The 26,547-nt window shown below is 64.3% G+C and carries 26 protein-coding genes; 14 read left to right on the plus strand and 12 right to left on the minus strand.

Going from position 1 to position 26,547, the window contains the following annotated elements; genetic code table 11:
- Positions 1-27: 27 nt before the first annotated feature.
- The 8 genes from PVW48_RS12175 to PVW48_RS12210 all read left to right on the plus strand — a co-directional run bounded on the left by PVW48_RS12175 (position 28) and on the right by PVW48_RS12210 (position 8,831).
- Positions 28-435, plus strand: a complete 408-nt coding sequence (locus PVW48_RS12175; protein ID WP_274581535.1) for a DUF1636 domain-containing protein — start codon at positions 28-30, stop codon at positions 433-435.
- Positions 432-1,205 carry an ABC transporter ATP-binding protein gene (locus PVW48_RS12180; protein WP_274581536.1) on the plus strand — a complete coding sequence of 258 codons (774 nt, stop codon included), beginning with the start codon at positions 432-434 and terminating at the stop codon, positions 1,203-1,205. The genes PVW48_RS12175 and PVW48_RS12180 overlap by 4 nt, the downstream gene beginning before the upstream one ends.
- A 15-nt stretch (positions 1,206-1,220) precedes the next feature.
- Positions 1,221-2,156, plus strand: coding sequence for an ABC transporter substrate-binding protein (locus tag PVW48_RS12185; RefSeq protein WP_274581537.1), 936 nt, complete (start codon positions 1,221-1,223; stop codon positions 2,154-2,156).
- Positions 2,153-3,199: a FecCD family ABC transporter permease gene (locus PVW48_RS12190; protein ID WP_443112679.1), complete on the plus strand. Its 1,047-nt coding sequence runs from the start codon at positions 2,153-2,155 to the stop codon at positions 3,197-3,199. Before PVW48_RS12185 ends, PVW48_RS12190 begins: the two co-directional genes overlap by 4 nt.
- A 636-nt stretch (positions 3,200-3,835) precedes the next feature.
- Positions 3,836-5,098, plus strand: coding sequence for an imelysin family protein (locus tag PVW48_RS12195; RefSeq protein ID WP_012177241.1), 1,263 nt, complete (start codon positions 3,836-3,838; stop codon positions 5,096-5,098).
- 103 nt (positions 5,099-5,201) lie between these two features.
- Positions 5,202-6,734 (plus strand): di-heme oxidoreductase family protein, encoded by a 1,533-nt coding sequence (locus PVW48_RS12200; protein WP_274581538.1) that lies wholly within the window; start codon positions 5,202-5,204, stop codon positions 6,732-6,734.
- Complete coding sequence (locus PVW48_RS12205) at positions 6,731-7,747, plus strand: imelysin family protein (RefSeq protein WP_274581539.1); 1,017 nt, start codon at positions 6,731-6,733, stop codon at positions 7,745-7,747. Before PVW48_RS12200 ends, PVW48_RS12205 begins: the two co-directional genes overlap by 4 nt.
- Position 7,748: 1 nt before the next feature.
- Entirely contained in the window at positions 7,749-8,831 is a 1,083-nt protein-coding gene (locus tag PVW48_RS12210) for a DUF1513 domain-containing protein (protein WP_274581540.1), read from the plus strand.
- 52 nt (positions 8,832-8,883) lie between these two features.
- Here the strand turns inward: PVW48_RS12210 and PVW48_RS12215 are convergent, their stop codons facing one another.
- From PVW48_RS12215 to PVW48_RS12240, 6 genes are all read right to left on the minus strand, one after another.
- Positions 8,884-9,924 (minus strand): energy transducer TonB family protein, encoded by a 1,041-nt coding sequence (locus tag PVW48_RS12215; protein ID WP_274581585.1) that lies wholly within the window; start codon positions 9,922-9,924, stop codon positions 8,884-8,886.
- A gap of 2 nt (positions 9,925-9,926) precedes the next feature.
- Positions 9,927-10,319 (minus strand): ExbD/TolR family protein, encoded by a 393-nt coding sequence (locus PVW48_RS12220; protein WP_012177246.1) that lies wholly within the window; start codon positions 10,317-10,319, stop codon positions 9,927-9,929.
- Positions 10,320-10,323: 4 nt separating this feature from the next.
- On the minus strand, positions 10,324-10,710 hold the full coding sequence (locus tag PVW48_RS12225) for an ExbD/TolR family protein (RefSeq protein ID WP_044027604.1): 387 nt from the start codon (positions 10,708-10,710) through the stop codon (positions 10,324-10,326).
- Positions 10,707-11,399 carry a MotA/TolQ/ExbB proton channel family protein gene (locus PVW48_RS12230; RefSeq protein ID WP_274581541.1) on the minus strand — a complete coding sequence of 231 codons (693 nt, stop codon included), beginning with the start codon at positions 11,397-11,399 and terminating at the stop codon, positions 10,707-10,709. The genes PVW48_RS12225 and PVW48_RS12230 overlap by 4 nt, the downstream gene beginning before the upstream one ends.
- A 70-nt stretch (positions 11,400-11,469) precedes the next feature.
- A complete protein-coding gene (locus tag PVW48_RS12235; RefSeq protein WP_274581542.1) occupies positions 11,470-11,667 on the minus strand; it encodes a hypothetical protein in 198 nt (65 codons plus the stop codon).
- 260 nt (positions 11,668-11,927) lie between these two features.
- Complete coding sequence (locus PVW48_RS12240; RefSeq protein ID WP_274581543.1) at positions 11,928-12,113, minus strand: hypothetical protein; 186 nt, start codon at positions 12,111-12,113, stop codon at positions 11,928-11,930.
- A gap of 171 nt (positions 12,114-12,284) precedes the next feature.
- Between PVW48_RS12240 and PVW48_RS12245 the strand changes: the two genes are divergently transcribed.
- Entirely contained in the window at positions 12,285-14,312 is a 2,028-nt protein-coding gene (locus tag PVW48_RS12245; RefSeq protein ID WP_274581544.1) for a TonB-dependent receptor, read from the plus strand.
- A 45-nt stretch (positions 14,313-14,357) separates the two neighbouring features.
- Here PVW48_RS12245 and PVW48_RS12250 read toward each other — a convergent pair whose 3' ends face one another.
- The 6 genes from PVW48_RS12250 to PVW48_RS12275 all read right to left on the minus strand — a co-directional run bounded on the left by PVW48_RS12250 (position 14,358) and on the right by PVW48_RS12275 (position 19,921).
- Positions 14,358-15,140, minus strand: coding sequence for a heme ABC transporter ATP-binding protein (locus PVW48_RS12250; RefSeq protein ID WP_274581545.1), 783 nt, complete (start codon positions 15,138-15,140; stop codon positions 14,358-14,360).
- A complete protein-coding gene (locus tag PVW48_RS12255; protein WP_274581546.1) occupies positions 15,137-16,219 on the minus strand; it encodes a FecCD family ABC transporter permease in 1,083 nt (360 codons plus the stop codon). Before PVW48_RS12255 ends, PVW48_RS12250 begins: the two co-directional genes overlap by 4 nt.
- Positions 16,209-17,045 (minus strand): heme/hemin ABC transporter substrate-binding protein, encoded by an 837-nt coding sequence (locus PVW48_RS12260; protein ID WP_012177251.1) that lies wholly within the window; start codon positions 17,043-17,045, stop codon positions 16,209-16,211. Before PVW48_RS12260 ends, PVW48_RS12255 begins: the two co-directional genes overlap by 11 nt.
- A complete protein-coding gene (locus PVW48_RS12265; protein WP_274581547.1) occupies positions 17,042-18,073 on the minus strand; it encodes a hemin-degrading factor in 1,032 nt (343 codons plus the stop codon). The genes PVW48_RS12260 and PVW48_RS12265 overlap by 4 nt, the downstream gene beginning before the upstream one ends.
- 66 nt (positions 18,074-18,139) lie before the next feature.
- Positions 18,140-18,580 carry a hypothetical protein gene (locus PVW48_RS12270; RefSeq protein ID WP_274581548.1) on the minus strand — a complete coding sequence of 147 codons (441 nt, stop codon included), beginning with the start codon at positions 18,578-18,580 and terminating at the stop codon, positions 18,140-18,142.
- Positions 18,581-19,051: 471 nt separating this feature from the next.
- The gene (locus PVW48_RS12275) at positions 19,052-19,921 is read right to left on the minus strand and encodes a LysR family transcriptional regulator (RefSeq protein ID WP_274581549.1); all 870 of its coding nucleotides are present in this window, start codon (positions 19,919-19,921) and stop codon (positions 19,052-19,054) included.
- Positions 19,922-20,011: 90 nt separating this feature from the next.
- Between PVW48_RS12275 and PVW48_RS12280 the strand changes: the two genes are divergently transcribed.
- The 5 genes from PVW48_RS12280 (at position 20,012) to PVW48_RS12300 (ending at position 26,536) form a co-directional block, all read left to right on the plus strand.
- Entirely contained in the window at positions 20,012-21,463 is a 1,452-nt protein-coding gene (locus tag PVW48_RS12280; protein WP_012177255.1) for an aldehyde dehydrogenase family protein, read from the plus strand.
- Positions 21,460-22,470, plus strand: coding sequence for a membrane dipeptidase (locus tag PVW48_RS12285; protein WP_274581550.1), 1,011 nt, complete (start codon positions 21,460-21,462; stop codon positions 22,468-22,470). Before PVW48_RS12280 ends, PVW48_RS12285 begins: the two co-directional genes overlap by 4 nt.
- Positions 22,471-22,504: 34 nt before the next feature.
- Positions 22,505-24,064 (plus strand): BCCT family transporter, encoded by a 1,560-nt coding sequence (locus tag PVW48_RS12290; protein WP_274581551.1) that lies wholly within the window; start codon positions 22,505-22,507, stop codon positions 24,062-24,064.
- A 67-nt stretch (positions 24,065-24,131) separates the two neighbouring features.
- On the plus strand, positions 24,132-25,808 hold the full coding sequence (locus tag PVW48_RS12295) for a hypothetical protein (protein WP_274581552.1): 1,677 nt from the start codon (positions 24,132-24,134) through the stop codon (positions 25,806-25,808).
- A complete protein-coding gene (locus tag PVW48_RS12300; protein WP_274581553.1) occupies positions 25,805-26,536 on the plus strand; it encodes a DUF3726 domain-containing protein in 732 nt (243 codons plus the stop codon). The genes PVW48_RS12295 and PVW48_RS12300 overlap by 4 nt, the downstream gene beginning before the upstream one ends.
- Positions 26,537-26,547 lie beyond the last annotated feature (11 nt).

Genomic DNA, 26,547 nt, shown 5'->3' on the forward strand with positions numbered 1-26,547 from the left:
CGCTCTCGCGTATTCGCGGAGGGCGACATGGGCGCAACCGGATATCATTCCCACAGGATCACGATCTGCACGTCATGCCGGCACAAGGGCCGCGACTGCCGCCCTGGCCTTGAGCTGATCGACCGCTTGCGCGCGGCGCTCAAAGCGGCCGGAGGTCTCCTTTCGAACGATTTTGAGATTTCGGGTGTGGCCTGCATGGCCGGCTGCGATAGACCCTGCACTGTCGCTTACCACGCATCCGCCAAGGCGACGTACCTGTTCGGTGACATCGAGCCGGGGCAGGACATCGAAGATCTCGTTGCCTTCGCACGGCAGTATCGCGACCTGGACGACGGTTGGTGCTCCTCGACCACGCGGCCGGGCAAGCTGCAGCGCACGACATTGGCCCGCGTGCCGGCAGCACTGATCGTCGCCGAAGGGGGGCCGGTCCAGTGACGGCCGCCGCTCTGCTGGTCGAGGATCTGAGCTGGGCTCCGAAGCGTGGCGCGTCCGTCCTGCACCCGACCTCCTTCGCGCTGGCCCCTGGCCGTATACTCGGCGTCGTCGGAGCGAACGGCGCGGGCAAGTCCACACTGCTGCGTTTGCTCTATCGCTATCTCCGCCCTGCCGGCGGAAGAGTGCTGCTGGACGGAGTGGACATCTGGTCGATCTCGGCCCGCGAGGTGGCCCGCTCCATCGCTGTAGTATTGCAGGAGCAGCCCACCGACTTCGCGTTGACCGTGCGCGAGATCGTGGCCCTTGGCCGAACACCACATCGCAGTGGCTTGGCCTCGGCTGGGGACAGCGATGCCCGGATCGTGCGCGCCGCCCTCGCCAGGCTGGACCTTTCGGCCTTTGCCAATCGCATGTTCGGAACACTGTCAGGCGGGGAGCGTCAGCGTGTCATGGTTGCGCGCGCACTGGCGCAGGAGCCACGGCTGCTTGTTCTGGACGAACCGACCAATCACCTCGATATCCGCCATCAACTGGAAGTGCTGGACCTGATCGGCACCCTGGGTCCGACAATCGTCACCTCGCTCCATGACATCAATCTGGCCGCGACCCACACAGATGAGGTGCTGGTTCTCTCGGATGGTCAGGCTCTGGCTTACGGCCCGCCTGGCGAGGTGTTGAGCGAAGCTCTGATCGCGCGCGCCTTCGGTGTCCGCGTCTCGCGCCAGACCCTTGCGCCCAGCGGCGACCCTCACCTGACGTTCCATCTCTAATCCTAAGGATCCAACATGCGACCCCTGCTTTCCCTCGCCCTTCTCGCGTTTGCCGGCCCGGCTTTTGCGCATCCTGTCACCGTCCAGAGCTGCGATCGCGAGGTGACGTTCGACGCCCCTCCCAAGGCGGCCGTGTCCAATGATGTCAATCTGACCGAAATGATGCTCGTGCTCGGGCTGACAGAGCGAATGGTCGGCTTCACCGGCATCAATGGTTGGAACAAGCTCGACGAAGCCATGCGCGCGGGTGTTGGGGAGTTGCCGGAACTGTCCGAGAAATACCCATCCAAGGAAGTCCTCATCGGCGCGGGTGCGGATTTCTACTTCGCGGGCTGGAACTACGGCATGCGGGTCGGCGGCGAGGTGACGCCTGACACACTCGCGCCCTTTGGCATCCAGGTTTACGAGCTGACCGAAAGTTGCACCCATATCATGGACAAGCCCCCTGCGCGGATGGATGACATGTACGCCGATCTCCTGAACCTCGGGCGTATCTTCGGCGTCGCGGAACGCGCCGAGGCGCTGGTGGCGGGCTACCGCGCGGAACTCGATGCGATCCTTGCCGAAATGACACCTCTGGAGAATGCCCCCCGCGTTTTCGTTTATGACAGTGGCGAGGACATGCCCTTCACTGCCGGCCGCTACGCCATGCCGAATGCCCTGATCCAGGCCGCGGGCGGAACCAACATCATGGACGACGTCGAAAAGAGCTGGACGACCGTCGGCTGGGAGGCGGTGGTGGAACGCGACCCCGAGGTCATCGTGATCGTGAACTATGGCGACGTCACGGCGGCGCAGAAGCGCGATTTCATGATGCAAAACCCCGCTTTCGCTGACTTGTCTGCGGTCAGGAATGACCGGTTCGTCACGCTCGAATACGTCGAGGCGACGCCCGGCCCGCGCAACATCGGCGCAGTGAGAACGCTCGCCGAAGCGTTCCGCGCAGAATGACCGAGACCCGCGTTGGAGCGCCCGCACGCCGGGCCTTCGTGATGCCGTCGCTGACGGCGGCGGGGGTCGCGGTGCTGCTGCTCTCGATCTCCGTCGCGGTCAGCTTGGGCGCGGTCGCCGTGCCACTTGGCACGGTTTGGGGTATCATGGCAGATCGGATTTTGCCGGGGCTGCTGACGCCCGACTGGACAACCGGACAGGCTGCAATCGTCTGGGAGATCCGCCTTCCGCGTGCGCTTCTCGCGGCAATGGTAGGGGCGGGGCTGGCGCTGGTCGGGGCCAGCCTGCAATCGGTCACCCGCAACCCGCTGGCGGACCCGCATCTGCTCGGCATTTCGTCGGGTGCGGCATTCGGAGCGATCCTTGCGCTGTTGCACACCGGGCTGTTCCTCGGCCTGCTGACCGTTCCGCTCTTGGCCTTTGCTGGAGCTTTGGCCGCCACGCTGCTTGTCCTTGGCGTGACCAGCTTCGCGCAGGCGACGGGTGCCGACCGGCTCGTTCTGGCGGGCGTGGCCGTGTCCTTCATCGTCATGTCCTGCGCGAATATCCTGATCTTCATCGGCGACCCGCGCGCGACCCACACTGTCGTTTTCTGGATGCTTGGCGGTCTCGGCCTTGCGCAGTGGGACCAGCTGCTCTTCCCGGCTGTGATCCTTGTCGGTTGCGGGCTCTGGTTTCTCGCGAATGCCAGTCGGCTTAATGCCATGACGATTGGCGACGAGACGGCTTCGACCCTTGGCATACCCATCGCCCGCTTTCGACTGTCGGTCTTTGTCGTGGGCGCGCTGCTGACGGGGTGCATGGTCGCCTTCTCGGGCATCATCGGCTTCGTCGGACTGATGATCCCACATATAGTCCGGATGCTGGTCGGTGGCGATTACGCCCGCGTGCTGCCAGCTTCCGCGCTCGTCGGCGCGATCTTTCTTGTCTGGGCCGACATCGCGGCCCGCACCGTAATGGCGCCTGAGGACATACCCATTGGGATCGTCACCGGTCTGATCGGAGGCGCGTTTTTTGTCTGGCTGCTGCGCCGGCGGGCATGAGGGCGCGGTGGGAGATACTCTGCCACCGGACGAAGGAAGCCCTGATCAATCCCCACGCCGGTTGTTCGATCCCCTTCGATTTGCAGCCTTGGGTAGTGGACTGTTCGAGCCGTCCTTCCCTGTTTCACTTCGCAGTTCACACCTGTTTGAAATGGCTCCCAGCCCGGTCACGCCGACGTGGCTACCTGAGGTTAGAGCAAGATCGAACCAGCTCACCGGTGCGCTGAGGCACGCGCGTGCAGCGTTTTGCGCTGAACGCGTAACGCGCGACAAAAGGGCCCGACGAGTTCTTGATAAAACTGGTCGGGTTGACTTTTCCGACTGATTAAGTCAACTTTTCGATAGTTCCAGCCACTCTGTCCCTTGGTCGGAGAAGCCCGATGAATAGCACAAATAGGGCCTGGAAGTTGTACCCAAACACAAGCCAATCACCCACCGCGCAGGCACGACGTCTTGCTGACACCGATCCGCTGGAGGCGCTGATGGCGTCTGCCGAGACGGACGAAACGTCTGCGGAATGGATCGCCGATCGCTACAGATCCGACAATTCGAATGTGACTTCTGATCCGGCGCCTTAGGGCGCGCAACAGCCCTTTTTTCGATTTCACGATCTCTCCACATACAGGAACAGCCCCGATGACACGACTGCCCCACCTTTCCACAGCGCTCGCGCTGGTGCTTGCGACGCCTGCCTTCGCCACAGAACCCGCAGAGGTTCTGGATCACTACGCGGACATGGCCGTGGCCAAGTACGAAGACAGCCTGATCACCGCACAGCGACTGCAAGCGGCGGTGGACGCCCTCGTTTCGACGCCTTCTGCCGAGGCTCTGACCGCTGCGCGTGCGGCGTGGCTTGCTGCGCGCGTCCCCTATCAACAGTCCGAGGTTTACCGGTTCGGAAACGCCATCGTCGATGATTGGGAAGGCAAGGTGAACGCCTGGCCGCTGGATGAGGGGCTGATCGACTATGTGGACGCCTCTTACGGCGGGCCGACCGACGAGAACGCGTTTGCCTCCCTCAATGTGATTGCAAGCCCGACTTTCACGCTGTCGGGCGCGGAGGTTGACGCGACCGAGATCACGCCGGCTCTTCTGGAAGAAACGCTGCACGAGGCGGACGGGGTCGAGGCAAACGTGGCCACCGGGTATCACGCCATCGAATTCCTGCTCTGGGGACAGGATCTGAACGGTCACGGTGCCGGACCAGGCGACCGGCCCTGGACCGATTATGCTCCGGGGGACGATTGCACCAATGGCAACTGCGACCGACGCGGGGCGTTCCTGAAGGCGGCGACCGACCTTCTGGTATCCGATCTGGAATGGATGGTGGCACAATGGGCCGATGACGGGGCCGCGCGGGCTGAACTGACCGCCGATGCGGAGGCCGGGATCGCCGCGATCTTGACGGGCATGGGGTCGCTTTCATATGGCGAAACGGCGGGGGAGCGGATGCGGCTTGGCGTCATGCTGAACGATCCCGAAGAGGAACATTCCTGCTTTGCCGACAATACCCATAACGATCACTTCTATAACGGCATCGGCATCCAGAACGTCTATCTCGGAGAGTATGTCCGCGTCGATGGCACGCTGGTCTCGGGGCCGGCCCTGTCCGATCTGGTGGTGGCGGCCGATCCGGCACTCGATGCCGAGATGCAGGGCAAGCTGGCCATGGCCGTGATGCAATTGGGACGGATCAAGACCGCCGCCGAAGCCGGGTTTGCCTATGACCAGATGCTGGAGCAAGGCAATGCCGCGGGCGAGGCGTTGATCATGGGCGGGGTGAACGGACTCGTGGATCAGACAAGGTCGATCGAGCGGGTCATCGCCGTGTTGAATGCCGAAGGGATCGAGATCGAAGGCTCCGACAGCCTCGACAACCCGAGCGCTGTGTTCGAGTGATCCACGCGCGGTCCGTGCGGCCTTGCGCGCGCACCGCATCAAGCTCACGGCAGGCCTCTGCGGAGGCCTGCCTTTTCCCTCCATACCGCGCCGAGTTGCCGCCATGCTCACCCGCCACATCCCTGCGCTCCTGTATATCTTTGCTGCCGTGCCCGCCGCATGGGCCGACAGCCCCTTCGCCAGGCTCGGGGATCCCCATTTGAACGTCGTGCCCAGAACAGCGGAGGAGGCGGCGCGGATCGCCGCCGTCACGGCGCTGACCGAGGATTTCAGCGCCGCGGCGAAGTTCGAGGAGCGCTCCGCCGGGGCGGCTACGGTGCGGGCGCTGGACAACCCGAACGCCTTCTCGCTGCCTTCCGGCAATATCAGCTTCGAAGATGAAATGACCTTCAAGCTGGGCAATGGGCTGTTCCGGAAGCTGTGGGTTTCGTCGCCCGCCTCCACGCTCGCGTCTGACGGGTTGGGCCCGATCTTCAATGCGCGCTCATGCCAGCGCTGCCACATCAAGGACGGGCGCGGCCATCCGCCGGAGAACGCCGACGATAATGCAATCTCGATGTTTCTGCGGGTGTCGATTCCCGGGCCTGTGGATGCGGGGATACCCGAGATCGAAGGGTATATCGCGACCCTGCCGGACCCGACCTACGGCACCCAGTTGCAGGATTTCGCCGTTCAGGGCCACGCGGCGGAATACCGGCTGGACGTGCGTTATACCGAGGAGATCGTCGTGCTCGCGGACGGCACCGAGGTGTCGTTGCGCCACCCGACCTACACCGCGGCCAACCTGAGTTATGGCCCGCTGCATCCGGAGGCGATGCTGTCGCCCCGCGTCGCCCCGCAGATGATCGGTCTGGGCCTGCTGGAGGCGATCCCGGCGGCCGATATCCTGGCCCGTGCGGATCCCGAGGACCTGGACGGCGACGGTATTTCCGGGCGCCCCAACATCGTCTGGTCGTTCGAATATGACCAGCCCATGCTCGGGCGTTTCGGGCTCAAGGCGGGCAATCCCACCGTCATGCAGCAATCGGCGGGTGCCTTTGCAGGTGATATCGGCATCTCCAACCCGCTCTTTCCGGCTGGCGCCGGGGAATGCACGCCCGCCCAGGCCGCGTGCCAAACCGCCGTTCACGGGGATGGCGATGCGCGGGGGACGGAAATCGATGCCTTGGGGATGGATCTTGTTGCCTTCTACAGCCGCAACCTCGGCGTTCCGGCCCGGCGCAACGTGGACACCCCCGAGGTGCTGCGCGGCAAGGAGGTGTTTTACAACACCGGTTGCGTTTCCTGTCACACACCCAGTTTCGTGACACACCGGCTGGCTGACCGGCCCGAGCAGAGCTTCCAGTTGATCTGGCCCTATACGGACATGTTGCTGCACGACATGGGGCCGGGGCTGGCGGACAACCGCCCCGAGGCCCGTGCCACGGGGCGCGAATGGCGCACGCCGCCGCTCTGGGGGATCGGTCTGACCGAGACGGTCAGCGGCCATACCTATTTCCTGCATGACGGACGCGCGCGGTCCCTGCTGGAGGCCGTCCTGTGGCACGGGGGGGAGGCGCAACCCCATCGCGATGCAGTCGTGGCCATGTCTACCGAAGACCGCGAGGCTCTTATCGCGTTTTTGGAAAGCCTATGAAGCATCTCCTTGTGACTTTCCTTCTGACTTGTGCCCCGGTTCTGGCGTTTGCGGACGATAATGCCCCGGATATCGACGGAATTGTCAGCGACCATATCCTGCCACGCTTCGCGATGCTGTCAGAGACATCTGCTGACTTGTCGCATGCCGCCGCGCAGGAGTGTCGCGCGGACGCGCCGGAATTGCGCGCGGCCTATGGCGCGGCATTCGATGCCTGGATCGCGGCCAGCCATCTGCGCTTCGGCCCGACCGAAGTGGACGACCGCGCCTTTGCTCTGGCATTCTGGCCCGACAGTCGCGGCGCAACCCCGCGCGTGCTGAGCGATCTGATCGCCACGGAGGATCCGGTCGCGCAGGGGGGCGAGACCTATTCCGACGTCTCGATCGCTGCGCGGGGGTTCTACGCACTGGAATTCCTGCTCTATGACCCCGGGCTGAGCACCACTGGCAATGCCGATTATCGATGCACTCTCGTTCGGACGATAACGGCCGATATTGCCGCAACCGCCGCCGCAATTCTGGCAGATTGGGAAACCCGGTACGCAGACCTGTTGCGCACCCCGCGAGCCGATGGGGTGTATCGCACCGAACAGGAAGCCTTGCAGGAGATGTTCAAAGCGGTGACCACGGGCCTGCAATTCACCGCCGACACCCGCCTCGGGCGCCCCCTCGGTACGTTCGAGCGCCCCCGCCCGCTGCGGGCCGAGGCGCGCCGGTCCGGTCGGTCGGCGCGCCATGTGGCCATCAGTCTTGCGTCGGTCGAGGATCTGGCGCTGCGTCTTGCCACCGGCAACGCCGCTTTGAGAGAGCGGCTTGGGGACCAATTCGCCCGTGCGCAGTCGCGGCTGGAGGCGCTGGATGATCCCATCTTTGCCAGTGTGACGGCGCCGCAAACACGCCTTAAAGTCGAGGTGATCCAGCAATCGGTCAACGAAATCCGTAGCACGGTGTCTGACCGACTTGGCCCGAAGCTCGGGGTCGACGCCGGGTTCAACGCCCTGGACGGGGACTGACATGGCCAGTGGTTTGTCCGGGAGACGTGCCTTTCTGGGCGGCCTTCTTTCGGCGGGTCTGACACCCGCGCTGACATGGGCAGATGCGGGGTCCCCGGCTTATCTTTCTGCGGCGGTCACCTCCGATGGCCGCTATGTGCTGTGTGGGATCGATGCGGCGTTGCGGATCCGGTTCGAGGTGCCCTTGCCCGCCCGCGGCCACGCGGCAGCGGCACATCCGAGCCGCCCGGAAGCCGTTGCCTTTGCCCGCCGTCCGGGCAGGTTCGCACTGGTTCTCGACTGTGTTTCCGGCGCGCAGAAGGCGATGCTACAGACCCCCGAGGGGCGGCATTTCTATGGTCACGGGACCTTCAGCGCCGATGGCAGCTTGCTCTATACGACCGAGAATGACTACGAGGCCGGGCGCGGGCGTGTCGGGCTCTGGGACGTGACAAGAGGTTACATCCGCCTGGGCGAATGGGACAGCGGCGGTATCGGCCCCCATGATATTGAGCGTTTGCCGGGCACGGATACGCTTGTCGTTGCCAATGGCGGGATCGATACCCACCCCGACAGCGGCCGCGCCAAGCTCAATATCCCGACCATGCGGCCCAACCTTGCATATCTCGATCAAGGCCGGATTATCGAGATCGCAGAGCTTCCACCGGAACTGCACCGGAATTCCATCCGCCACCTTGCCGTAGCCCCTGACGGCGCGGTGGCGTTTGGCATGCAACGGCAGGGTGACGGCCCGGTCGCCGCACTTGCCGGTCTGCATCGTCGGGGATCGGAGCCGCGCCTGGTGCATGCCCCCGCGCCTGAAATGCGAGCGCTTGCCGGCTATGTGGGCAGCATCGCTATCTCGCGGGACGGGGCAACGATCGCCGTGACCTCGCCGCGGGGCAACACCCTGCAATGCCATGACGCGCGGAGCCTCACGTTTCTGGAGGCGTATGAGCTGACGGATGTCTGTGGTGTGGTCAAGGCGGGCACAGGTTTTCTGGCCACCTCGGGGGCCGGGCAGTTAGTGGCGCTTGCCAACCGCGCGCCCGTGCGCACGGCCCAAACGGCGCTGCGCTGGGACAATCATCTGATCTCGGTCTGAGCGCGCCGGCGTTTTCGGCGCCTGGGGCCGCGCGCCTGGACCGGCGGCCCTGCTACCTTCCGAACCGAATGGGCAAGGTGAAGGCATGTTGCGTGCCATCGAGGTCCCTGGGCGCCTTGGGGAACCTGCCTGCGCGCTGGACCGCGCTGATCGCGGCGGCGTCTATCGCGGCCACGCCTGAACTTTGTGCCAGACTGACGGCAAGCAGCTGACCTTCGGTCGACACCACCAATCGCACGACGGCCGTGCCGCGGTCTCGTGTTCCCGAGGGTTTGCGCCGTTCGACTCGGGCCCGGATCTGACTGCCCCAGCGTGTCATGAGGCGCTCGCGGACACCGGGGCTGAGGCTGGATATGTCGGTCTGCGTTCCGCGACCGGCCGCTGCCGCATCGCCGTCACCTTTCGCCCTTTGGGCTTTCTGCGGCGGCGCGGCGGGTTGCGGCGCGGCCGCTGTTTCGGCTTTTGGCGCTTGTGCGCGCTCCGGCCGTGGCGCGGGCGGTGACTTGGCGGCCTCGGGCAGCTGGGCTTGCGCGACCGCGGGCTCCGGCGGGGCAGGCGGCGCAGGCGGGGGCGGCGGTGTGGCAGGGTCGGGGGGAGGCATCTGCGCTGCAGGCGGCGCAGGTGCGGGTGCAGGGTCCGGCTCTGCCACCCTGGGCGTCGGTATTGCCTGCGGCATATCCAGTGACGGCAGGGCGGGCGGTGGAAGATCCGCAAGCGCGTCCGGCCGAGGCAGGTCCGCTGGGGTGGGAGGCGCCGTATCGAGGCGCAGGGCTGGCGTCTCGGATGGGGCGCTCAGGGTCCGCGGCGGCTCGGGCGGGGGCGCTGCGCGCGTGGCGGGGCTGATGGCCTCGGGCGGCTGATCCGGGGCCAGTGGCGTCGGATCCATCTGCGGTGCGCGGGTCAAAGCTTCGGGCGGTGTCTCGAACGCCTCGACGAGTGCGTCGAGGTCTCCCGATATGGCGGTCAGGCTGATCGCGACATCGCCGCCTGCGCCGGCATCTCCGGCCGCGCCCTCGGGCAGCGTCAGAAACAAGCCCAAATGCAGGACGGTTGCGAGCATCACAAACGCGGGCAGTTCGAGCTGACGCACCATGGTCACGACGGCGCCGTGGTCAACTCGACGTCGCGAATCCCGGCCTCGGCCAGACGGCGCAGCAAAGCTGCAAGCGCGGTGCCCGGGACCCGGTAATCGGCGCGGATCTGCAAGGGAACGCCCGGCTCGGGCCCATATTCTTCCAGGGCTGCGGCCAGCGCGGTTTCGCCGGTGAACGCGTCGAAGGCAATCAGGCCATCGGCCGAAAGAAACAGCCGCACCGGCGTTTCGGATGCCAACTCCTGGTCTTCGGTGCTGGGCAACACGACCTCGATCGGATCCGCGGGGCGGATCTCGGCGGTGATCAGAAAAAAGATCAGCAGCAGGAACACCACGTTGATCATCGGGATGATGCTCTCGTTGCGCAGAGGTTTCGGGGGCGGTGGAATGCGCACGGGACTACTCCAGGATTGCGAAGCGTGTGTATCCCGCGGCTTCCAGTGTCGCGACCAGATCGACCAGCCGTTGCAGAACCGCGTCGTCCCGGCTCCGCAGGATGATCAGGTCGTCTGGTGATGCGGTCAGGTCGGCAAGCGTGGCGCGGAGCGCGTCCTCGTCCAGTGCCACACCGTTCAGACGCTGTCCCTCCGGCAGCACGTCAATCACCCGTGGTGGGCCCGAATACGCCCCGCTGTTGCCGCCGGCCAGTGTCAGCGACAGGCCCGTGTCCGAGCCGAACCGTGCCGCCAGCATGAAAAACACGAGCAGCAAGAAAACCACGTCGATCATCGGTGTCAGGCTCGGCCGCCGACGCGGCCGGGTGGGATCGAGGCGAAAGCTGGTCACTCGGCGGCCTGCTGGAGCGGTTTCGGTGTCAGCTCCCGGGTTTCGGCGCGAATGAAGATCCGGGTCGCGAGATCCTCCATATCTTGCCTGATCCGGTCCACGACACTTTCGAAATAACTCAGCGCCATCGAGGCAGGGATGGCGACAGCCATGCCCGCCGCCGTCGTCAGCAGCGCCTCCCAAATGCCACCGGCCAGCGTGCCGGGGTCTGCGCGCGCGCCTGCGTCTTGCAAGGCCTGAAATGCGGCGATCATTCCCAGCACCGTACCCAGCAAGCCGATGAGCGGTGCGATCGTCGCGATCAACTCCAGAACCCGCAGCCCGGCGCGTGACTGCGCAAGCTCGCGCTGGGCGATGCGGTAGGTTTCCTCCTTTGCGCCCTCGAAAGACAGGCCAGGATCGTCCAGGGCCGCAAGGGCGCGCGCCACCAGTCTGGCCCGCACCCCCTGTTGCCCGCTCAAAGCCCGGTGCGCAGCACCCATGTCGCCCTTTACCCAATGCTGCACGGCGCGGTCGGCGCGCTGTCCAGACCACGCCCCGATCCGAGCGAAACGCCACAGCTTCCAGAGTATGACGGTCAGCGTGATGACCGACAGGCCAGCAATGACCCAGATGGCCGGCCCCCCCTGCCCCATGAAGCTCTGAAGCGCGCTGAGGTCGAGCAGGGAAAGCGAGGCGAGATCGATCATGCGAATGTCTTTCGGCAGTGTGGTTGTGGCCCTTGAGCGGCGAGCGGGTCCGGGGCGTGCTTTGCAGGCGTCACTGAAAAATGCTGACCAGGAAGGCCATTTCGACCAACGCCAACCCCAACACGACCCCTAAGCTCAGGCCCAATGGCCCTGCGATCGCCGGTACGACCGAAACGGCCGCCCAGAGCATGAAAACCAATGCGAAGGGTAAGAGCAGAAATGCCCCGCCATTCATTCCGGGTGGAAACACCTGCGGAAGCATGAGCATGACAAACAACGTGGAGCATATCGCAACCGGGGCTGCCAGAACCCATCGTGCGATGGTGGGGTGAGCTGTGAGCCATGCGACCCACGTCGGGAAGGGACGTATTCGCGCCATCATGCAACCCTCGACAAGGTGTGTGCGATATGCTGGCGGTGACCGCATCCAGGACGGGTCAGGGCTTGCGTGGTGGTGTGGGGCGTCACCGGGCAGGACCTTGTGACCCCGCTGTGCGGTGCGCTCCGGAAAGTCTGCGTTAACACTTGCTAAGCTGATTTCTTACTGTTTTTATCGGAAATGTCAATCGCAGCAATGATGCCGTACCTGCCGACCTTGGCCAGGGTGCGCGTCTCGCCACGCCACGCATGGATGTTTTGACCCGCAGGGCCAAGGCCAACGAAAGGCGGCGCGAGAATGACCATGATCTGCAAATTTGAGTTCATTGCGCCCATGGGTGGCAGGCGAGCTTCGCACCCGGGCGCGCACGACGTGATCGCCATCTCTGACTTGGCGCGAAGGCCCGGCGCCCCGGACCCGTCCCGACCCCCGATTCTTCATCCTCAGGCTCAGCAAGGTTTCGCGCCCAGCAGCAGTCCGCTCCGAATACTCCAAAGGACCTGATCATGCTAAAACAGGCACTTACCATCACGACTGTTCTCGTAACCGCCACTGGGCTATCTGCGCGGATCAGCGCCGCGCAGGACGCCACAGCCCTGGAAGCCATCACCGTCCTGGGCACCGGTTTGCCGACCTCTGTCTTCGAAAGCCCATCCAGTGTGACCGTGATCGATGACGGTCAGTTGCGCCGCATCGCGCCTGAGAAGATCGGCAGTTACCTCGAAAGCGTCCCGGGCGTCATCATCGGCGAACAGGGCATCCAGCGTATTCAGATCCGGGGCGAGGCGGAGCGCCGGGTTCTGATCAAGGTCGATGGGCAAGCCCTGACCGACCACACGACCTATGGGCAGCCTGTGCTGGTGGATCCGCTCAACATCGAGCGGATCGAGGTGATCCGGGGGGCGTCGTCGGTGGTCTCGGGCTCGCGCGCCATTGGCGGGGTGGTCAACATCGTGACCAAACGCGGCGCGCCCGACACCGCGGCAGAGGTCACGTTCGGCGCGGGCTATTTCGGCGGCTCGGATGGCTACCGCGCCAGTGGCTCGGTCGGGGGCACCATCGGGGCCTTCGATTACCGGATTACGGCCGGAACGGCCGATTTCGGGGACCGCGAGACGCCCGATCGCACGCTGGTGCCTTCGGAAAGTGCCAGTGACAGCCTCGCCGTGCACCTGGGATACCAGATTGATCCGAACCAATACGTGATGTTCAAAGCCCAGCGTTACGATCAATCGGCGGATGTCTTCACCGACGATCCCGATTTCACGATCACCTTGCCCAATCGGGATCTCACGAAATACTCGGCTTTCTATGAAGGGACGGACCTCGCGCCCTGGATGCCGAAGCTGAACGCGGATGTCTATTATCAGACCGTCGACCGGGTTTTCGAAAACGATGTGAATACTGGTGTGCCGCCGTTCGTGCCGAATGCGCCGACGAACATTCAGGGCCTGAGCGATGACGAGGGCAGGACCTGGGGGCTGAATGTGACAGCCGAGTTGTCGATTTTCGACATCGGGCGCAGCTTTGTCGGGTTCGAGTATGAAGACGACCGTCTCGACACCGCGCGCAGTTCGATTGTCACGGCAAACCCGCCTCCCGGCCCGCCGGGACCGCCGGTTGTGAGTGTCGATAGCCGCGAGGAAGATGCGAGCATCAAGACCACTTCCCTCTACGCCTTGCAGGAATTCGATCTCTCCGACACGGTCACGGGCTTTCTGGGCGGGCGGTATTACGCGGTGGATGCAGAGCTTATCCGCAACACGCGCAGTGCCCCGCGGTCCAATGACGACGACAGGTTTCTCGGCTCCGCCGGACTGGTCTGGACCCCGAATCCCGAGACGGCGCTGCGCCTGAATATCTCGCAAGGCTACAGTTATCCGTCGCTGGGCCAGCTTTTCCTCGAAACTTCCGCAGGCGGCCAAACGGTCATCGGCAATCCCGATCTGGAGCCGGAGACTGCCACCACGCTGGAGCTGGGCGCGCGCTATGACGGGGCGGGCGCAACCATCGATGCCACGTTCTTCTATACCGACAGCTCCGACTACATCGAGTTGACAGCGGCAGGTGGCGGCACGCTGAGCTATACCAACATCGCTGCAGCCGAGGCCTTCGGGCTTGAGGTTCTGGCCGAAACCCGGATCGGGGCAAGCAACTGGTCGCCCTACGCCTCGCTCACATATGTGCGGCGAGAATTCGATTTCGGCAACGGGTTCAAGACCAAAGATTCAGGCACGCCCGAACTGTTCGGTCGCGTCGGTGTGAAATACGATTTCGACTGGTTCGGGATGACCGGGGTGCTGGACGCGCATGTGCGGGGCGAAACCTCTGCCACCTTGCGGGACGAGACCGGCGCAGTGGTGCGGTCCGGCGACGGGTTCGGCTTGCTGGAGGTCGATGCCTTCGTCAACATCAGCGAAAACGCGTCGCTGACGGTTGCGCTGAACAACCTGTTGAACACGACCTATGATCCGATCGACCAGATCGAGGGACAGAAGCGGTCGGTTGACGTGTTCCTGACCTGGACCTTCTGAGCCAGGGGGCGGGCGTTGCGGCGCGTGGCCCCACCCATGGTGGGGCTACATTTGCGCGGCGTGCGGCAGGATGAATGTATTATCGGCCGCGGGGGCCGTGTTGACCCGCACCGCGCAGTCATAGGCTTCGGACAGGTTGGTGTCGGTCAGCACCTGTCGCGGGGTGCCGACGGCCCGGATCGCGCCGCCTTTGAGAAGGGCGACCTGATCGGCGAACATCGCCGTCAGGTTCAGGTCATGCATCACGGCGATCACGCCGCCGCCGCGCGCCGCGTAGTCCGCCGCAATCCGCATGATACCGAGCTGATGCCCGATATCGAGGCTCGACACAGGCTCGTCCAGAAAAAGCCAGCACGGGCCCTCGGCCGAGACCGGCTCCCAGACTTGGCAGAGCACGCGGGCCAGTTGGACCCGCTGCTGCTCGCCGCCCGAAAGTTCCTGGTAGTAGCGGTCTTCGTACCCGCTCAGGCCGACCTTTTGCAGGGCCTGCAAGGGCAGGGTACGCCGCGCCGCATGACGCCCTGCCTCCAGCCCCATGGTAATCACTTCGATAACGGTGAAGGGAAAGGCGAGCGAGGCCGCCTGCGGCAGCACCCCGCGCATCGCCGCCAGCGCCCAGGGTTTGGCCGACGCGGTCTGCAGTCCGTTCAGGCGCACGTCGCCCGAAGCGCCGATCTCGCCCACCAGCGCGCGCAGCAGGGTGGTCTTGCCCGAGCCGTTGGGCCCGACGATCGCCGTCAGCGCCCCGGGTTGCGCGGTGAAATCGACGCCCGACAGGACATCCCGGCGACCCAGCCTGACGGTGATATTTCGCGCATGCAGGCTCACAGGTCCACGACCCCCCGCGCGCGCAGCAGGATCCACAAGAATACCGGCGCGCCCAGAACCGCGGTGACGATGCCAATGGGCAATTCCGCAGGTGCGATGATGGTTCGGCTGATGCAGTCGGCCAGCACCAGAAGGCTCGCGCCCAAGAGCGCCGCATTCGGCAACAGCGTCCGGTGATCCGGTCCGACTGCGATGCGCAACAGAGGGGGCACCACGATGCCCACGAACCCGATGCCGCCCGACACCGCGACAGCCGCGCCCGTGGCGCTGGCCACGATCAGGATGGCGCCGGTTTTGAGCCGCTCCAGCGCCACGCCCATATGGGCCGCCGCGGCCTCGCCCAAGGCCATTCCGTTCAATCCCCGTGCCAGCAAGGGCGCCGACAGGAACGCCACCGCGATCAAGGGGCCCGCGATCAGCACCTTGGTCCAGGTCGCCCCGGCCAAGGAGCCCAGCCCCCAGAAGGTCAAATCCCGCAATTGCCTGTCATCGGCGATGTAGACCAGGATCCCGGACAGCGCCCCGGTCAAGGCGGCCAGGGCGATCCCGGCCAGGAGCATGGTCGCGACCGACGTCCGCCCGCGCCGGGTCGAAACCTTGTAAAGCAGGATCGTGCTGCCCCAGCCCCCGGCGAAGGCCGCCAGCGGGATCAGGTAATTGCCCAAGGCATCGATGAAAAAGGCCGGAAGGGCCGCACCGAGCACGATCGCCAGAATCGCGCCCAGACCGGCGCCGGCGCTGACCCCAACGATGCCGGGATCGGCCAGCGGGTTGCGGAACAGCCCCTGCATCACGGCCCCCGCCACCGCAAGGGCGGCGCCGACCAGCAACCCGAGTGCCAGTCGCGGCAGGCGGATGTCGAACAGGATCACCTGCGCCCCCGCATCCAGTGTGCCGGTGCGGATCCAGTCTGCGACCGCGGCACGCACCTGTGCCCCCGCCGCCCCGATTCCCAAAGAGAACGCAGATACGGCAAGCAGAAATATCCAGAGCCACAGATGCAGTCGCATCGCGCGGGCATACCGCCCCCCCTCGGCGCCCGCGGCGGTTCCGGCCTGATGGCTCAGATCAGTTGCCATAGAGCGCAAGGGACAAGTCGCGGACCGCCTGTGCTGTTCGTGGGCCGAACCCGAGCAGGAACAGGCCATCCATCCGGACCACCGCACGGTTCTGCGCGGCCGGTGTGCTGGCCAGCGCGGGCATGGCCAGAAGTTCGTCCACCGCAACATCGTGATCTCCGCCCCGGTCCATCATCAGGATCAGGTCGGGTGCCAGTGCGGTAACGGCCTCGTCGTTCAGGGGCTTGTAGCCTTCGAAACCGGTATTGGCATTGACGCCGCCGGCCAGGGTGATCATCGCCGCTGCGGCGGTGTCTGTGCCCGATGCGAGGATCCGCCCCCCTTGGGTCGACAGGATGAACAGCACGCGCTTGGGATCATCCCCGTCGGAAAGTTCCGCAACGCGGGCGCGCGCCTTCTCCAGGTCGCTCTTGACAGCCTCGGCAAGCTCCGCCCCCCGCTCCGGGACGCCAAGCGCGTCGCTGATGGTCATGATCTTGCTCACCAGGCCCTCTGCATCGGGCTGGTTCGGGACCATGACGATCGGAACCCTCGCGGAGGTCAGAACATCGAGCGCCTCGGCAGGGCCGGCGCCCTCGTCGGCGATGATCAGATCCGGCGCGAGGCTCAGCACGCCCTCCGGCGACAATGCGCGCATGTAACCGACATCCGGCAACGCTTCGGCCTCGGGGGGGAAGACCGACGTGGTGTCCCGGCCCACAAGCCGCGCGTCTTCGCCCAAGGCATAGACAATCTCCGTGATCGCCCCGCCGATGGCCAGAACCCGGTCCGAGGCAAGCACCGGACCGGTCACGAGAAACAGGATCAGGGCAAGTCGAAACATCATGCCGTGGTCTCCTGTGTCGGCAAGCCGTTGACGATCTCGGTGAACGCGGTGCGGGTATCCTTGCCTTCCTTCGGAACGCCGAACGCCTGAAGGATCAGGACACCGTCGGCGTCGAACGCCTCGACCGAGACAGCCGGGCCGCGTTGTGTCGGCTTTTCGACCTGCCAGACCTCCGCGACCTTGTCGCCGCGCAGATGGAGGTTGAAGTCCGGGTCCAGCACGTTCACCCAGGGGCCCATCGGCTCTATCCGCCGAAGGGGGCCGGTGTGGATTTCGATGCAGCCGCGATTGCCGACGAACAGCATGATCTCGAATCCCGCAACCTGTATCGCGCGCAACATCGTGTCCACTGCCGAAGGCGCAAGCGGCCGCACGAAGGGGGGTTCCGCAATCCGATAGGCGCCCAACCGGTTCATTTTCAGCTTGGCGCAGAGGCGCAGGAATTGGTGAGTGTCGGTGAGCCGTGCCCACTCCTTGAGCAGGATGTCGCGCTTGTCGAGATTGATCCGCGCGCCCTCGGGCGGCTCCCGATCCTTCAGGGCCAAGGTGTCGGTTTGTGCGGGCAGGGCGAGGTCCGATTGCAGCCGTGTCCAGGCCGCCATGTCCGCGCCGTCGCGCAGATAGGCCTTGTGCACCGCATCGCCTGCGGCGTCGAACACCTGCACGCTGTGGCGCAGACCGCTCTTGACCTGCTCGGAGACCGCGAAGGCATGCACCCAGTGGCGCGGAAACATCCGCAAATCGATCCCCTCGTTGAGGGTCATCGTCGCGTGATCGCCCCCGTGGTAGTCGGTATATTCCCCATCCTTTTCGATGACGCAGGCGTCGTTGCGCGTGAGCGCCATCATCGGGCCGAGGGCCCCGAGGGCTGGGATCAGGTCGTTGGGATGCGGGCGCAGCGCCACGGCATCATGCCCGACCTGCGCCGCGACCAGCGCGGCCTCCGGCAGCCCGAGCGCCTCGGCAATGTCGCGCGCGCGCCCGGCCTTGTGGGTGCGCGCCTCCCGGATCTCTTTTGCATCTAACATGGCAGTCTCCCGAAACTGGCTGCTGGGGGCGTTGGATGGGGGCGCAATCACGATGCGACTGCGCGTTCAGGACATGGGCTGCATTTCCAGCGCGTCGGTTGCGTTGATCAGTCGTGTTTGCGCGGCCAGGAACGTGTCCACCGGGTTGGTTTCGCAAAGCAGCATCGCGTAGGAGAACGCCACGGGGCGCCGCCCCTCCCGCAGGGCGATGAAGCTGCGCATGAACAACCCCTCATGTTCCGAAAGAAGCCGCGCGCAGTTTGCGCAATGGGGATTGTTGAACCGGAAACAGGATTGGCGCGCCTGTCGCATCGCCTGCACCGCACCGAGCACAAGGCTCGCGACGCGGACCCCGTCGATCTCGCCATAGGTCAGGGTCGGGCATGTGAGCCCAAGCAACCAGCTCTGGTGTTCGGGGTTTGCGAAGCTTTCGAAAAAGTAGCGCGCGGTCTGAAGAACGACCTGATCGCGTGGCTCTAGGCCGGCCTTTTCGATGCGCACCGACATGGGGTCGTTTCTCCTGCCGCAGCAGCTTTCGGTCGTGCGAGGGCCTTGATGGTCAAACATCGATAACGGCTCCGCTCCGGATGGGCGCAAGGCCAGGCTGTTGCGGAGCGTTCCAGGCGGCGCGGAACGGGTTGGAAAGGAATAGATGTAAAAGCATGTCCAGCCTCCTTTGTTGCAATGCGCGAAGAGATGCGCACCGTTGCAACGATCACAATGGAGCCGGGCTCAGATCGAGGCTTGGCTGGGCAAATTAATCCTGACAGAACTTATCGGGAATTGCAAGGCTGGTCATGCTCGGGGGTGGGCCATTGCAGAAGCGTACAGCAATCAAAGCTTAGTGCTGTCTGCTTCGGCGCATTTCTCGATCTCAGATTGGTGGCATGGGCGCCGAGGTTGTCATCTTTGAGGATTAGCTTGTCGTCCAACCGGATGCCGTTTTCGATTTGTTGCATCGGGGCTCGCCTTTGACCGTTAGTCTTTCAGCAGGTCCCAGAACGCGGCAACTGGACCCCGCATCCGGCCGTTATCCTGCCTGATCTTGCGCAGTTCACGCTGACTGGTGGAGTGGGCAGGGACGAAGAACTCCACACCGTCGGGCTGATTGCGCACGGCATCGAAGGGCAGGATGCTTGCCCCGAATCCACGTTTGACAAACGACAGGATTGCCGTGGTGTTCCGCGCCTCCAAAGTGCTGGCGATCCTCATCTCCGCAACCAGAGGATCATCGACCAGTTCGCACAGCGGATTCGAAATCAGAGGCTCCCGTTTCAGCAATTCCCATCCCGACATGCCCTGAGTATTCATGTGCGCGAGGTGTATGGCCCCTCCTTCGACACAAACGATCCCCAAATCATCCGAGCGAATGCGCGTGCCCTCCGGTGTGTCGCGAGGCTGTGCCGAAACGATCCCAATATCGGCCGCGTCGCGCTGGATGCGCGCGCGCACGGCGGCGCTATCGACGTCGCTGATCTCGATGCGCACATCAGGGTGTGCTTTGCGGAAAGCTTCGATCACATCCGGCAAGAGCGCCACTGTGGCGGAAGGCACCGCCGCGATGCGCACGATCCCGCCCGCGGACATGGCGTGCCGGCGAATGGCAGCGACACTGCGGTCGAAGACATCCGTAGCGCGCTGGCTTTCTTCAAGCACAAGCTGTCCCAGGGGTGTCAGACGGCTTTTGCGGTCAGTCTCGAACAAAGGCGCGCCTATGTCGTCCTCAAGCTGCGCCAACATCATCGACACCGCGGAGGGTGAGCGCCCCAAAACCGCGGCCGCGCCTGCCAGTGTTCCTTGCGTCGCCACCACCGAGAAGGTTCTCAGCATTTCGAGCTTGATAGACATTCAGAATACCTGAAGATTTTTTCAATTTTTTCAGACTGACTGAATTAAGCGCAATGGTCTAGGGAGCAATCAAGCAAACAGGAGAGAGCCATGACGGATCGCACGCAACTCTATATCGACGGTGCCTGGACCGAGGGTACCGCCCAGATCGAGAACCGCAATCCGTCCGACACCACTGACCTGATCGGTATGTATGCGCAGGCGGATGCGGGCCAGTTGGACACCGCCCTCGCCGCCGCACGCCGGGCACAGCCCGCCTGGTGGGCCGCCGGCATTCAGAAACGTCACGACGTTCTGATGGCCATCGGCACCGAGTTGATGGCGCGTTCTGACGAAATCGGTCGCCTGTTGTCGCGTGAAGAGGGCAAGCCGCTGGCCGAAGGCAAGGGCGAGGTCTACCGTGCCGGGCAGTTCTTTACCTATTTTGCCGCCGAAGCGCTGCGCCAGCACGGGGATCTCGCCGAAAGCGTGCGCCCTGGGATCGAGATCGACGTGCGCCGCGAAGCCGTGGGTGTGGTGGCGATCATTTCACCCTGGAACTTTCCCGTGGCCACGCCCGCGTGGAAAATTGCGCCTGCACTGGCTTTCGGCAATGCGGTCGTCTGGAAGCCCGCGAATGTTACGCCCGCAAGCGCCATTGCCCTGACCGAGATCATCGCGCGCCAGGACATTCCCAAGGGGCTGTTCAACCTGGTCGCGGGGCCGGGCCGTGACGTGGGCCAACGTCTTGTGGAAAGCGCCGAGGTGGACGCCATAAGCTTCACCGGCTCGGTCCCCGTAGGGCGCGGCATTGCTGCGGCCGCAGTGCAGAACATGACAAAGGTGCAGATGGAGATGGGGTCGAAGAACCCCCTGATCGTGATGGACGATTGCGATCTCGATCTGGCCGTGGCCCATGCCGCGAGTTCCGCATTCGGGGGCACGGGTCAGAAATGCACCGCTGCGAGCCGCCTGATCGTACACAGCGCCGTTCATGATGCTTTCGTCGAAAAACTGGTCGCAGCGGCGCGGGCCATGAAAGTGGGTCACGCGCTTGAGGACGGCACGCAATTGGGTCCAGTGGTCAGCGAAAGCCAGCTGAACCAGAACATGGAGTATATCGGCGTTGGCAAGGACGAGGGCGCGGAACTGCTCTGTGGTGGCGACCGGCTGGAAATGGCGACCGACGGCTACTTCATGGCCCCGGCGGTTTTTGCAGGCACGGCCAATGATATGCGGATCAACCGTGAGGAGATGTTCGCGCCGATCACCGCAGTGCAACGCGTGGATAGCTACGACGAGGCCCTGGCCCGCGCCAACGACACGCAGTTCGGTCTGACCGCCGGGATAATGACGACCTCGCTGGCCCGCGCCAGCCACTTCCGCGCGCACATGCGCGCCGGATGCGTCATGGTGAACCTGCCGACCGCAGGCACGGACTACCACGTGCCCTTTGGCGGACGCGGTGCGTCCAGTTTCGGGCCGCGCGAGCAGGGCAGCTATGCCGCCGAATTCTACACCACGGTCAAGACCGCCTATGTCGCCGCCGGAGCGCCCGCATGAGCTATCTGATTGACGGTCTGCAATACGCCAACTGGTCGGAGAAGATCTTTCGCCAGATGCGCGCGGGCGGCGTGGATGCGGTCCATGTGACGATCACCTACCACGAGACGTTTCGAGAAACCGTGCTGGTGATCGAGCAGTGGAACCGTTGGTTTGAACAGTTTCCCGACCTGATCTTTCAGGGGCGCACCGCAGACGATGTGCGCCGCGCGCGAGAGACGGGCCGCACCGCGATCTTCTTCGGTTCCCAGAACCCGTCCTGCATCGAGGACGACATCGGTCTGGTCGAGGTTCTGCACACGCTGGGCCTGCGGTTCATGCAGCTTACCTACAACAACCAGTCGCTTCTGGCGTCGGGCTGTTACGAGGACGAGGATACCGGGCTGACCCGGATGGGGCGTCAGGTCGTCGCGGAAATGAACCGCGTGGGCCTGGTGGTGGACATGAGCCATTCCGGCGAGCGGTCGACCTTCGAGGCGATTGCGCAGTCCACGCGGCCCGTCACGATCAGCCATGCCAACCCGGCAAGCTGGCACAAGGCCCGGCGCAACAAGTCCGACGACCTGCTGCGGGCGCTTGGGCAAAGCGGCGGGTTTTTGGGGCTGTCGGCCTACCCGCATCACCTCAAGGGTGGCGGCGATTGCACGCTGCAATCGTGGTGCGACATGGCCGCCTTGGCCGTGGATCTGATGGGTCCGCAGAATGTCGGGATCGGCACGGACCTGTGCCAGGACCAGCCCGACAGCATCGTGGAATGGATGCGTGTGGGCCGCTGGACCAAGGCCATCGACTACGGCGAGGGCAGCGCGGCCAATGCGGGTTTCCCGGCGATGCCCAACTGGTTCCGCGACAACCGCGATCTGGCGGGCATTCGGGCGGGCCTGCGCGCCGCCGGACTGGATGAGGCCACCACGGACGGGATCATGGGCGACAACTGGCACGCCTTCTTCGCGCGCAGCTTCGGGCGTCAGGACGCCCCCACGACCAAACAAGACGCCGCCGAGTAGGCCGCGTGCCATCGCTTATGGGAGGACTTGAGAGATGAGCGATACGACACGGACACCGGGCCTTGCGCCCAAGGGCGCAGACAAGGCGCTGTTTACCGTCACGGGCGGGTTCATCGCCCTGTTTTGCGCCTATGCACTCTTCGACATCGAAGGGCTGTCGGCGCTGGTGGACACAAGCTTTGCCTTCTCGGCCAAGTATTTCGGCTTGTATTGGCAGGTTTTGCTGCTCGCCACCTTCCTGATCGGGCTGGTCCTGTGCCTTCTGCCCGGATCAAGAACCCTGATGGGCGGGCTGAGCACGCCGGAATTCGGCACTTTCAGCTGGGCCGCGATGATCATGTGCACCCTGCTTGCGGGCGGTGGGGTGTTTTGGGCTGCAGGCGAGCCGATTGCGCATTTTCTGTCCACACCGCCGGTCTTTGGCGACCTGAGTGGTGACGTGCAGGCGCAAGCCCATGCCGCCCTCGCACAAAGCTTCCTGCATTGGGGGTTTCTGGCCTGGGCGATCCTGGGCTCGCTGACCACGGTCATGTTGATGCACTACCACTACGACAAAGGGTTGCCGCTGGCACCGCGGACTCTGCTCTATCCGCTGTTTGGTGACCGCGCACTGAGCGGACCTGTCGGCCTGATCGCTGACGCATCCTGCGTCATTGCCGTGGTCGCAGGCACCGTTGGCCCGATCGGGTTTCTCGGGTTGCAGATGTCTTACGGGCTCAACGATTTGACGGGCATCCCGGACACCTTCGCCACCCAAGCCATCGCGATCCTGGCGCTTGTGGGACTTTACACCGTGTCCGCGATCACGGGGCTGGCGAAAGGCATCAAGATCCTGTCGCAGATCAACGTGCTTCTCGCGGTGGTACTGCTGATCTTCATGCTGGTCGCCGGTCCCACGATGAACATCTTTGCGGGCTTCTTCGGTGGAATGCAGGTCTATGCCACGCATTTCTTTGACATGGCGATGTATCGCGGCGATGCGGGCCTGTTTGGCGATGCCGGATGGCTGGGATGGTGGACCGTGTTCTTCTGGGGCTGGTTCATGGGCTACGGTCCCTTGATGGCCGTGTTCATCGCACGTATCAGCCGCGGCCGTTCGATCCGGCAAATCATCATCACCCTGTCTATTGCAGCGCCCCTGATCACGAACTTCTGGTTCACGATTATCGGCGGGTCCGGCATCTTCTTCGAGATCGCCGAGCCGGGCGTCGTCTCTGGCCCGTTCGAAGGGTTCAACCTGCCCGCAGGCCTGCTTGCGATCACCCAGGCCATGCCCATGGGACTGATCCTGTCTGTACTGTTTCTTGTCCTGACCATGTGCTTTGTCGCCACGACGAGCGACTCGATGAGCTACGTGATCTCGTCGACCATGACCGACGGAGAGCCCTCGACTGCCATGCGCGCCTTTTGGGGTCTGGCCATGGGGGTGATGGCGCTGATCCTGATTTCCACCGGAGAAGGAGGCATTGGCAAGCTCCAGAGCTTCATCGTGGTGACGGCGGTGCCGGTATCGCTGATCCTGCTACCTTCCCTGTGGGACGCGCTGCGTATTACGTGGATGCTGGGGCGCACGCCCGAGGCGAAGCACGCCTGATACAGATGGTGGTGCGCAGAGCTTGCGCGCCACCGCTTGTGAAACTGCGCTCCTGGGGGGATTTGCGATGTCTGCGAACACACCGAACACGGCGGCGGAAACAAGACGTTTCTTGCGCCCCGCGTCCGAGGTCATGCGCCTTGCCCGGATGGGCAGTTCCCATCCCACGCGGCTGTCGTTTCTAAGGGTCCTGTTGCGCAGGATGGCGCAGCAGGACTGGCAGATCGACCGCCCGGTCTGGGACGTGGATGCCAAAGGCGTTGGGATCGGTGTCTACCGTGTCCGAAACGCTGAGCGGACCTACAGCCTTGTGGCCTTTGCCCATGACCTGCCACCGGAGCTGCGGTCGGACCGGGTGATCGCGACAGCTTGGGACGCGACCTTTACCCTGTTCGACGGCGATCCCACGCCCGAAGATATCGCGCGCCTGTCCGCGAACGTGCCCTATCAGGAAGCTGGCCGGATCAGCCCCAAGGAGCTGACGCTGGCTCGCGCAAACCGCTCCGTCCGGCTGTTCGAGCATGTCGTCACTACCCTGTCGCAAGGCCGCCAGCCTGACCCGGCCGAAATTCAGGCTGTGGGGTACCTGATGCGCACGACGGCCGTCTATGGCTCGGGCAAATTCGGGGCCTCGGACCGTGAAGACATCGCGACTCGCCCCGAGCTTGCCGCTCCGTTTCAGGTTGAAATGCTGACAGTGTGGCTGATCCGGGCCTTCACCATCGATATCGTCGAGCATATCGCTGCTGCCAAAGGTGGCGACACCGCTGTGAAACTTGACCGAGCCACACGGCGCAGCCTTGGGGTGGGCAACTCCACCGGGCTTGGGATGGCGCCGTTTATAGTGCGGCACCCGGTCCTGCTCAACAACTGGATGGTGGCCCGCGAGGAGGCTTTGGCCCGCGTCCGCGCGCAACCAAGCGCGACGCCGCAAGCCGTTTCCGATCTGGGCACAGCCTTGGAGGCGGCGGTCACCAACGCCGAGGTCTGGCATTCCGAGCACCCCGTTCAGGTGCGTAAGCTCCACGATCTGCGCCGCGACTTGACCGTGCTGGCCGAGGCGCTCGCAACGTGGGACTGGACGGGGGCCGCCCCGTGGGATGCCTTGTGGACCTGGGGCGAGAACACCCTGACCCATGAAGGGCAGGAGGCACTGGTGTCGCTTATGCTGGAGCCCCATGGTGCGCTGATCGATGATCTGGCGGAGACGATGGGCGCTGATGAAGCGGCCAGTTTCCGCATCAATGGCGCCATGCCGGTGGCCGAGCTGAGGCATGTCCTTGAGACCGACTACGCCTGGGCATTGAAGATCGACTTCACCACGCCCGAGAACATCGCGCGGTTCTGGTATGTCTCCGAGGAAAAGCTGGAACCCCGTCTCGGCGAGCGCGCGACCGAGGATGGCGCGACGTTGGAACAGCCCTTGTGCATCGCTCGCCTGATGTCCGAGCTTCACGCGACCGTTCTGGGTTTTGACGCCGCGCAACCCGTTGCCGCGCTGATGCTGGCCCACCCTGAACATCGATATGCGGTGCGCCGCGCGCAGGTGGCCCAGCACCACCCCTATGCCGAGGTTCAGGACAATCTGATCGCGGCTGACATGCTGCCAATTGACCTTCTGCGCTGCAAGCTGGCCTTCTTCGGGGCTAGCCAGTTCGACCCCCGGTCGGATCGCTGGGTGCGCATCAACCTGTTTGCCGGGGCGCCCTTCCCTGACGAGATCAAGATGGAGGCCTCGGTATGAGCATGGACACGGAGCCGCACGATCAGACACGTGGCGAGACTACACCGGTCTTCAGGGACGCGCAGGCAGCTCCTTTGTCATGCAATGAGGCGGCATCCCTGTGCACCAAGGCTGCGCGCGGCGCCGGCATGAGTTGGGGCATGGCTGAAGAGGCCGGGTTTGCCGTCGCGTGGCTGGTGTCCCACGGCATCGATGGTCCGTCCCATCTGCGCGCGCATCTGGAGCGTTCCGATGGCCGGGCGTGGTCCGAACTGTGCCCGTCCGTGACACCCGGTCTGTGGCGCAACGCGGCCAGGCAGCCCAACTGCCCGATCATTCTAGGCGCGACCTTGTGCGATTACGCAACCCTCCCCGAAGGTCCCTCTTCCGGGCGAACACTCACCCTTGGTCCGGTCAGCGCACCCCTTCTGCTGGTCCCGTTCCTGGCAGTTCTCGCGCATGACAACCACCTTGCCCTCACCCTGACATGGGAGACGGGGAGGGTGTGCATAGACGACCAGGATGTGTGGTTGCAGCGCGCTGCCCGAGCGCTCAGTGTCTTGGAACTGGACCTCGCCCTGACCGCACGCGCGGCGCGATACCATCATCCTTGCGCCACCACGAAGCCCAAGGCGCACACCACTGCCGACACTGTCGCGGCGCTGAATACGCTCGCCATGCGGACCACCGTGCCCGCAACCGAAGCGTCGCGAGCAGGCGCAGGATCAACCCTCAGTGACAACGACTAACGAAGGACACG

The organism is Dinoroseobacter sp. PD6, assembly GCF_028807315.1.
In the GTDB taxonomy this organism is placed as follows: domain Bacteria; phylum Pseudomonadota; class Alphaproteobacteria; order Rhodobacterales; family Rhodobacteraceae; genus Dinoroseobacter; species Dinoroseobacter shibae.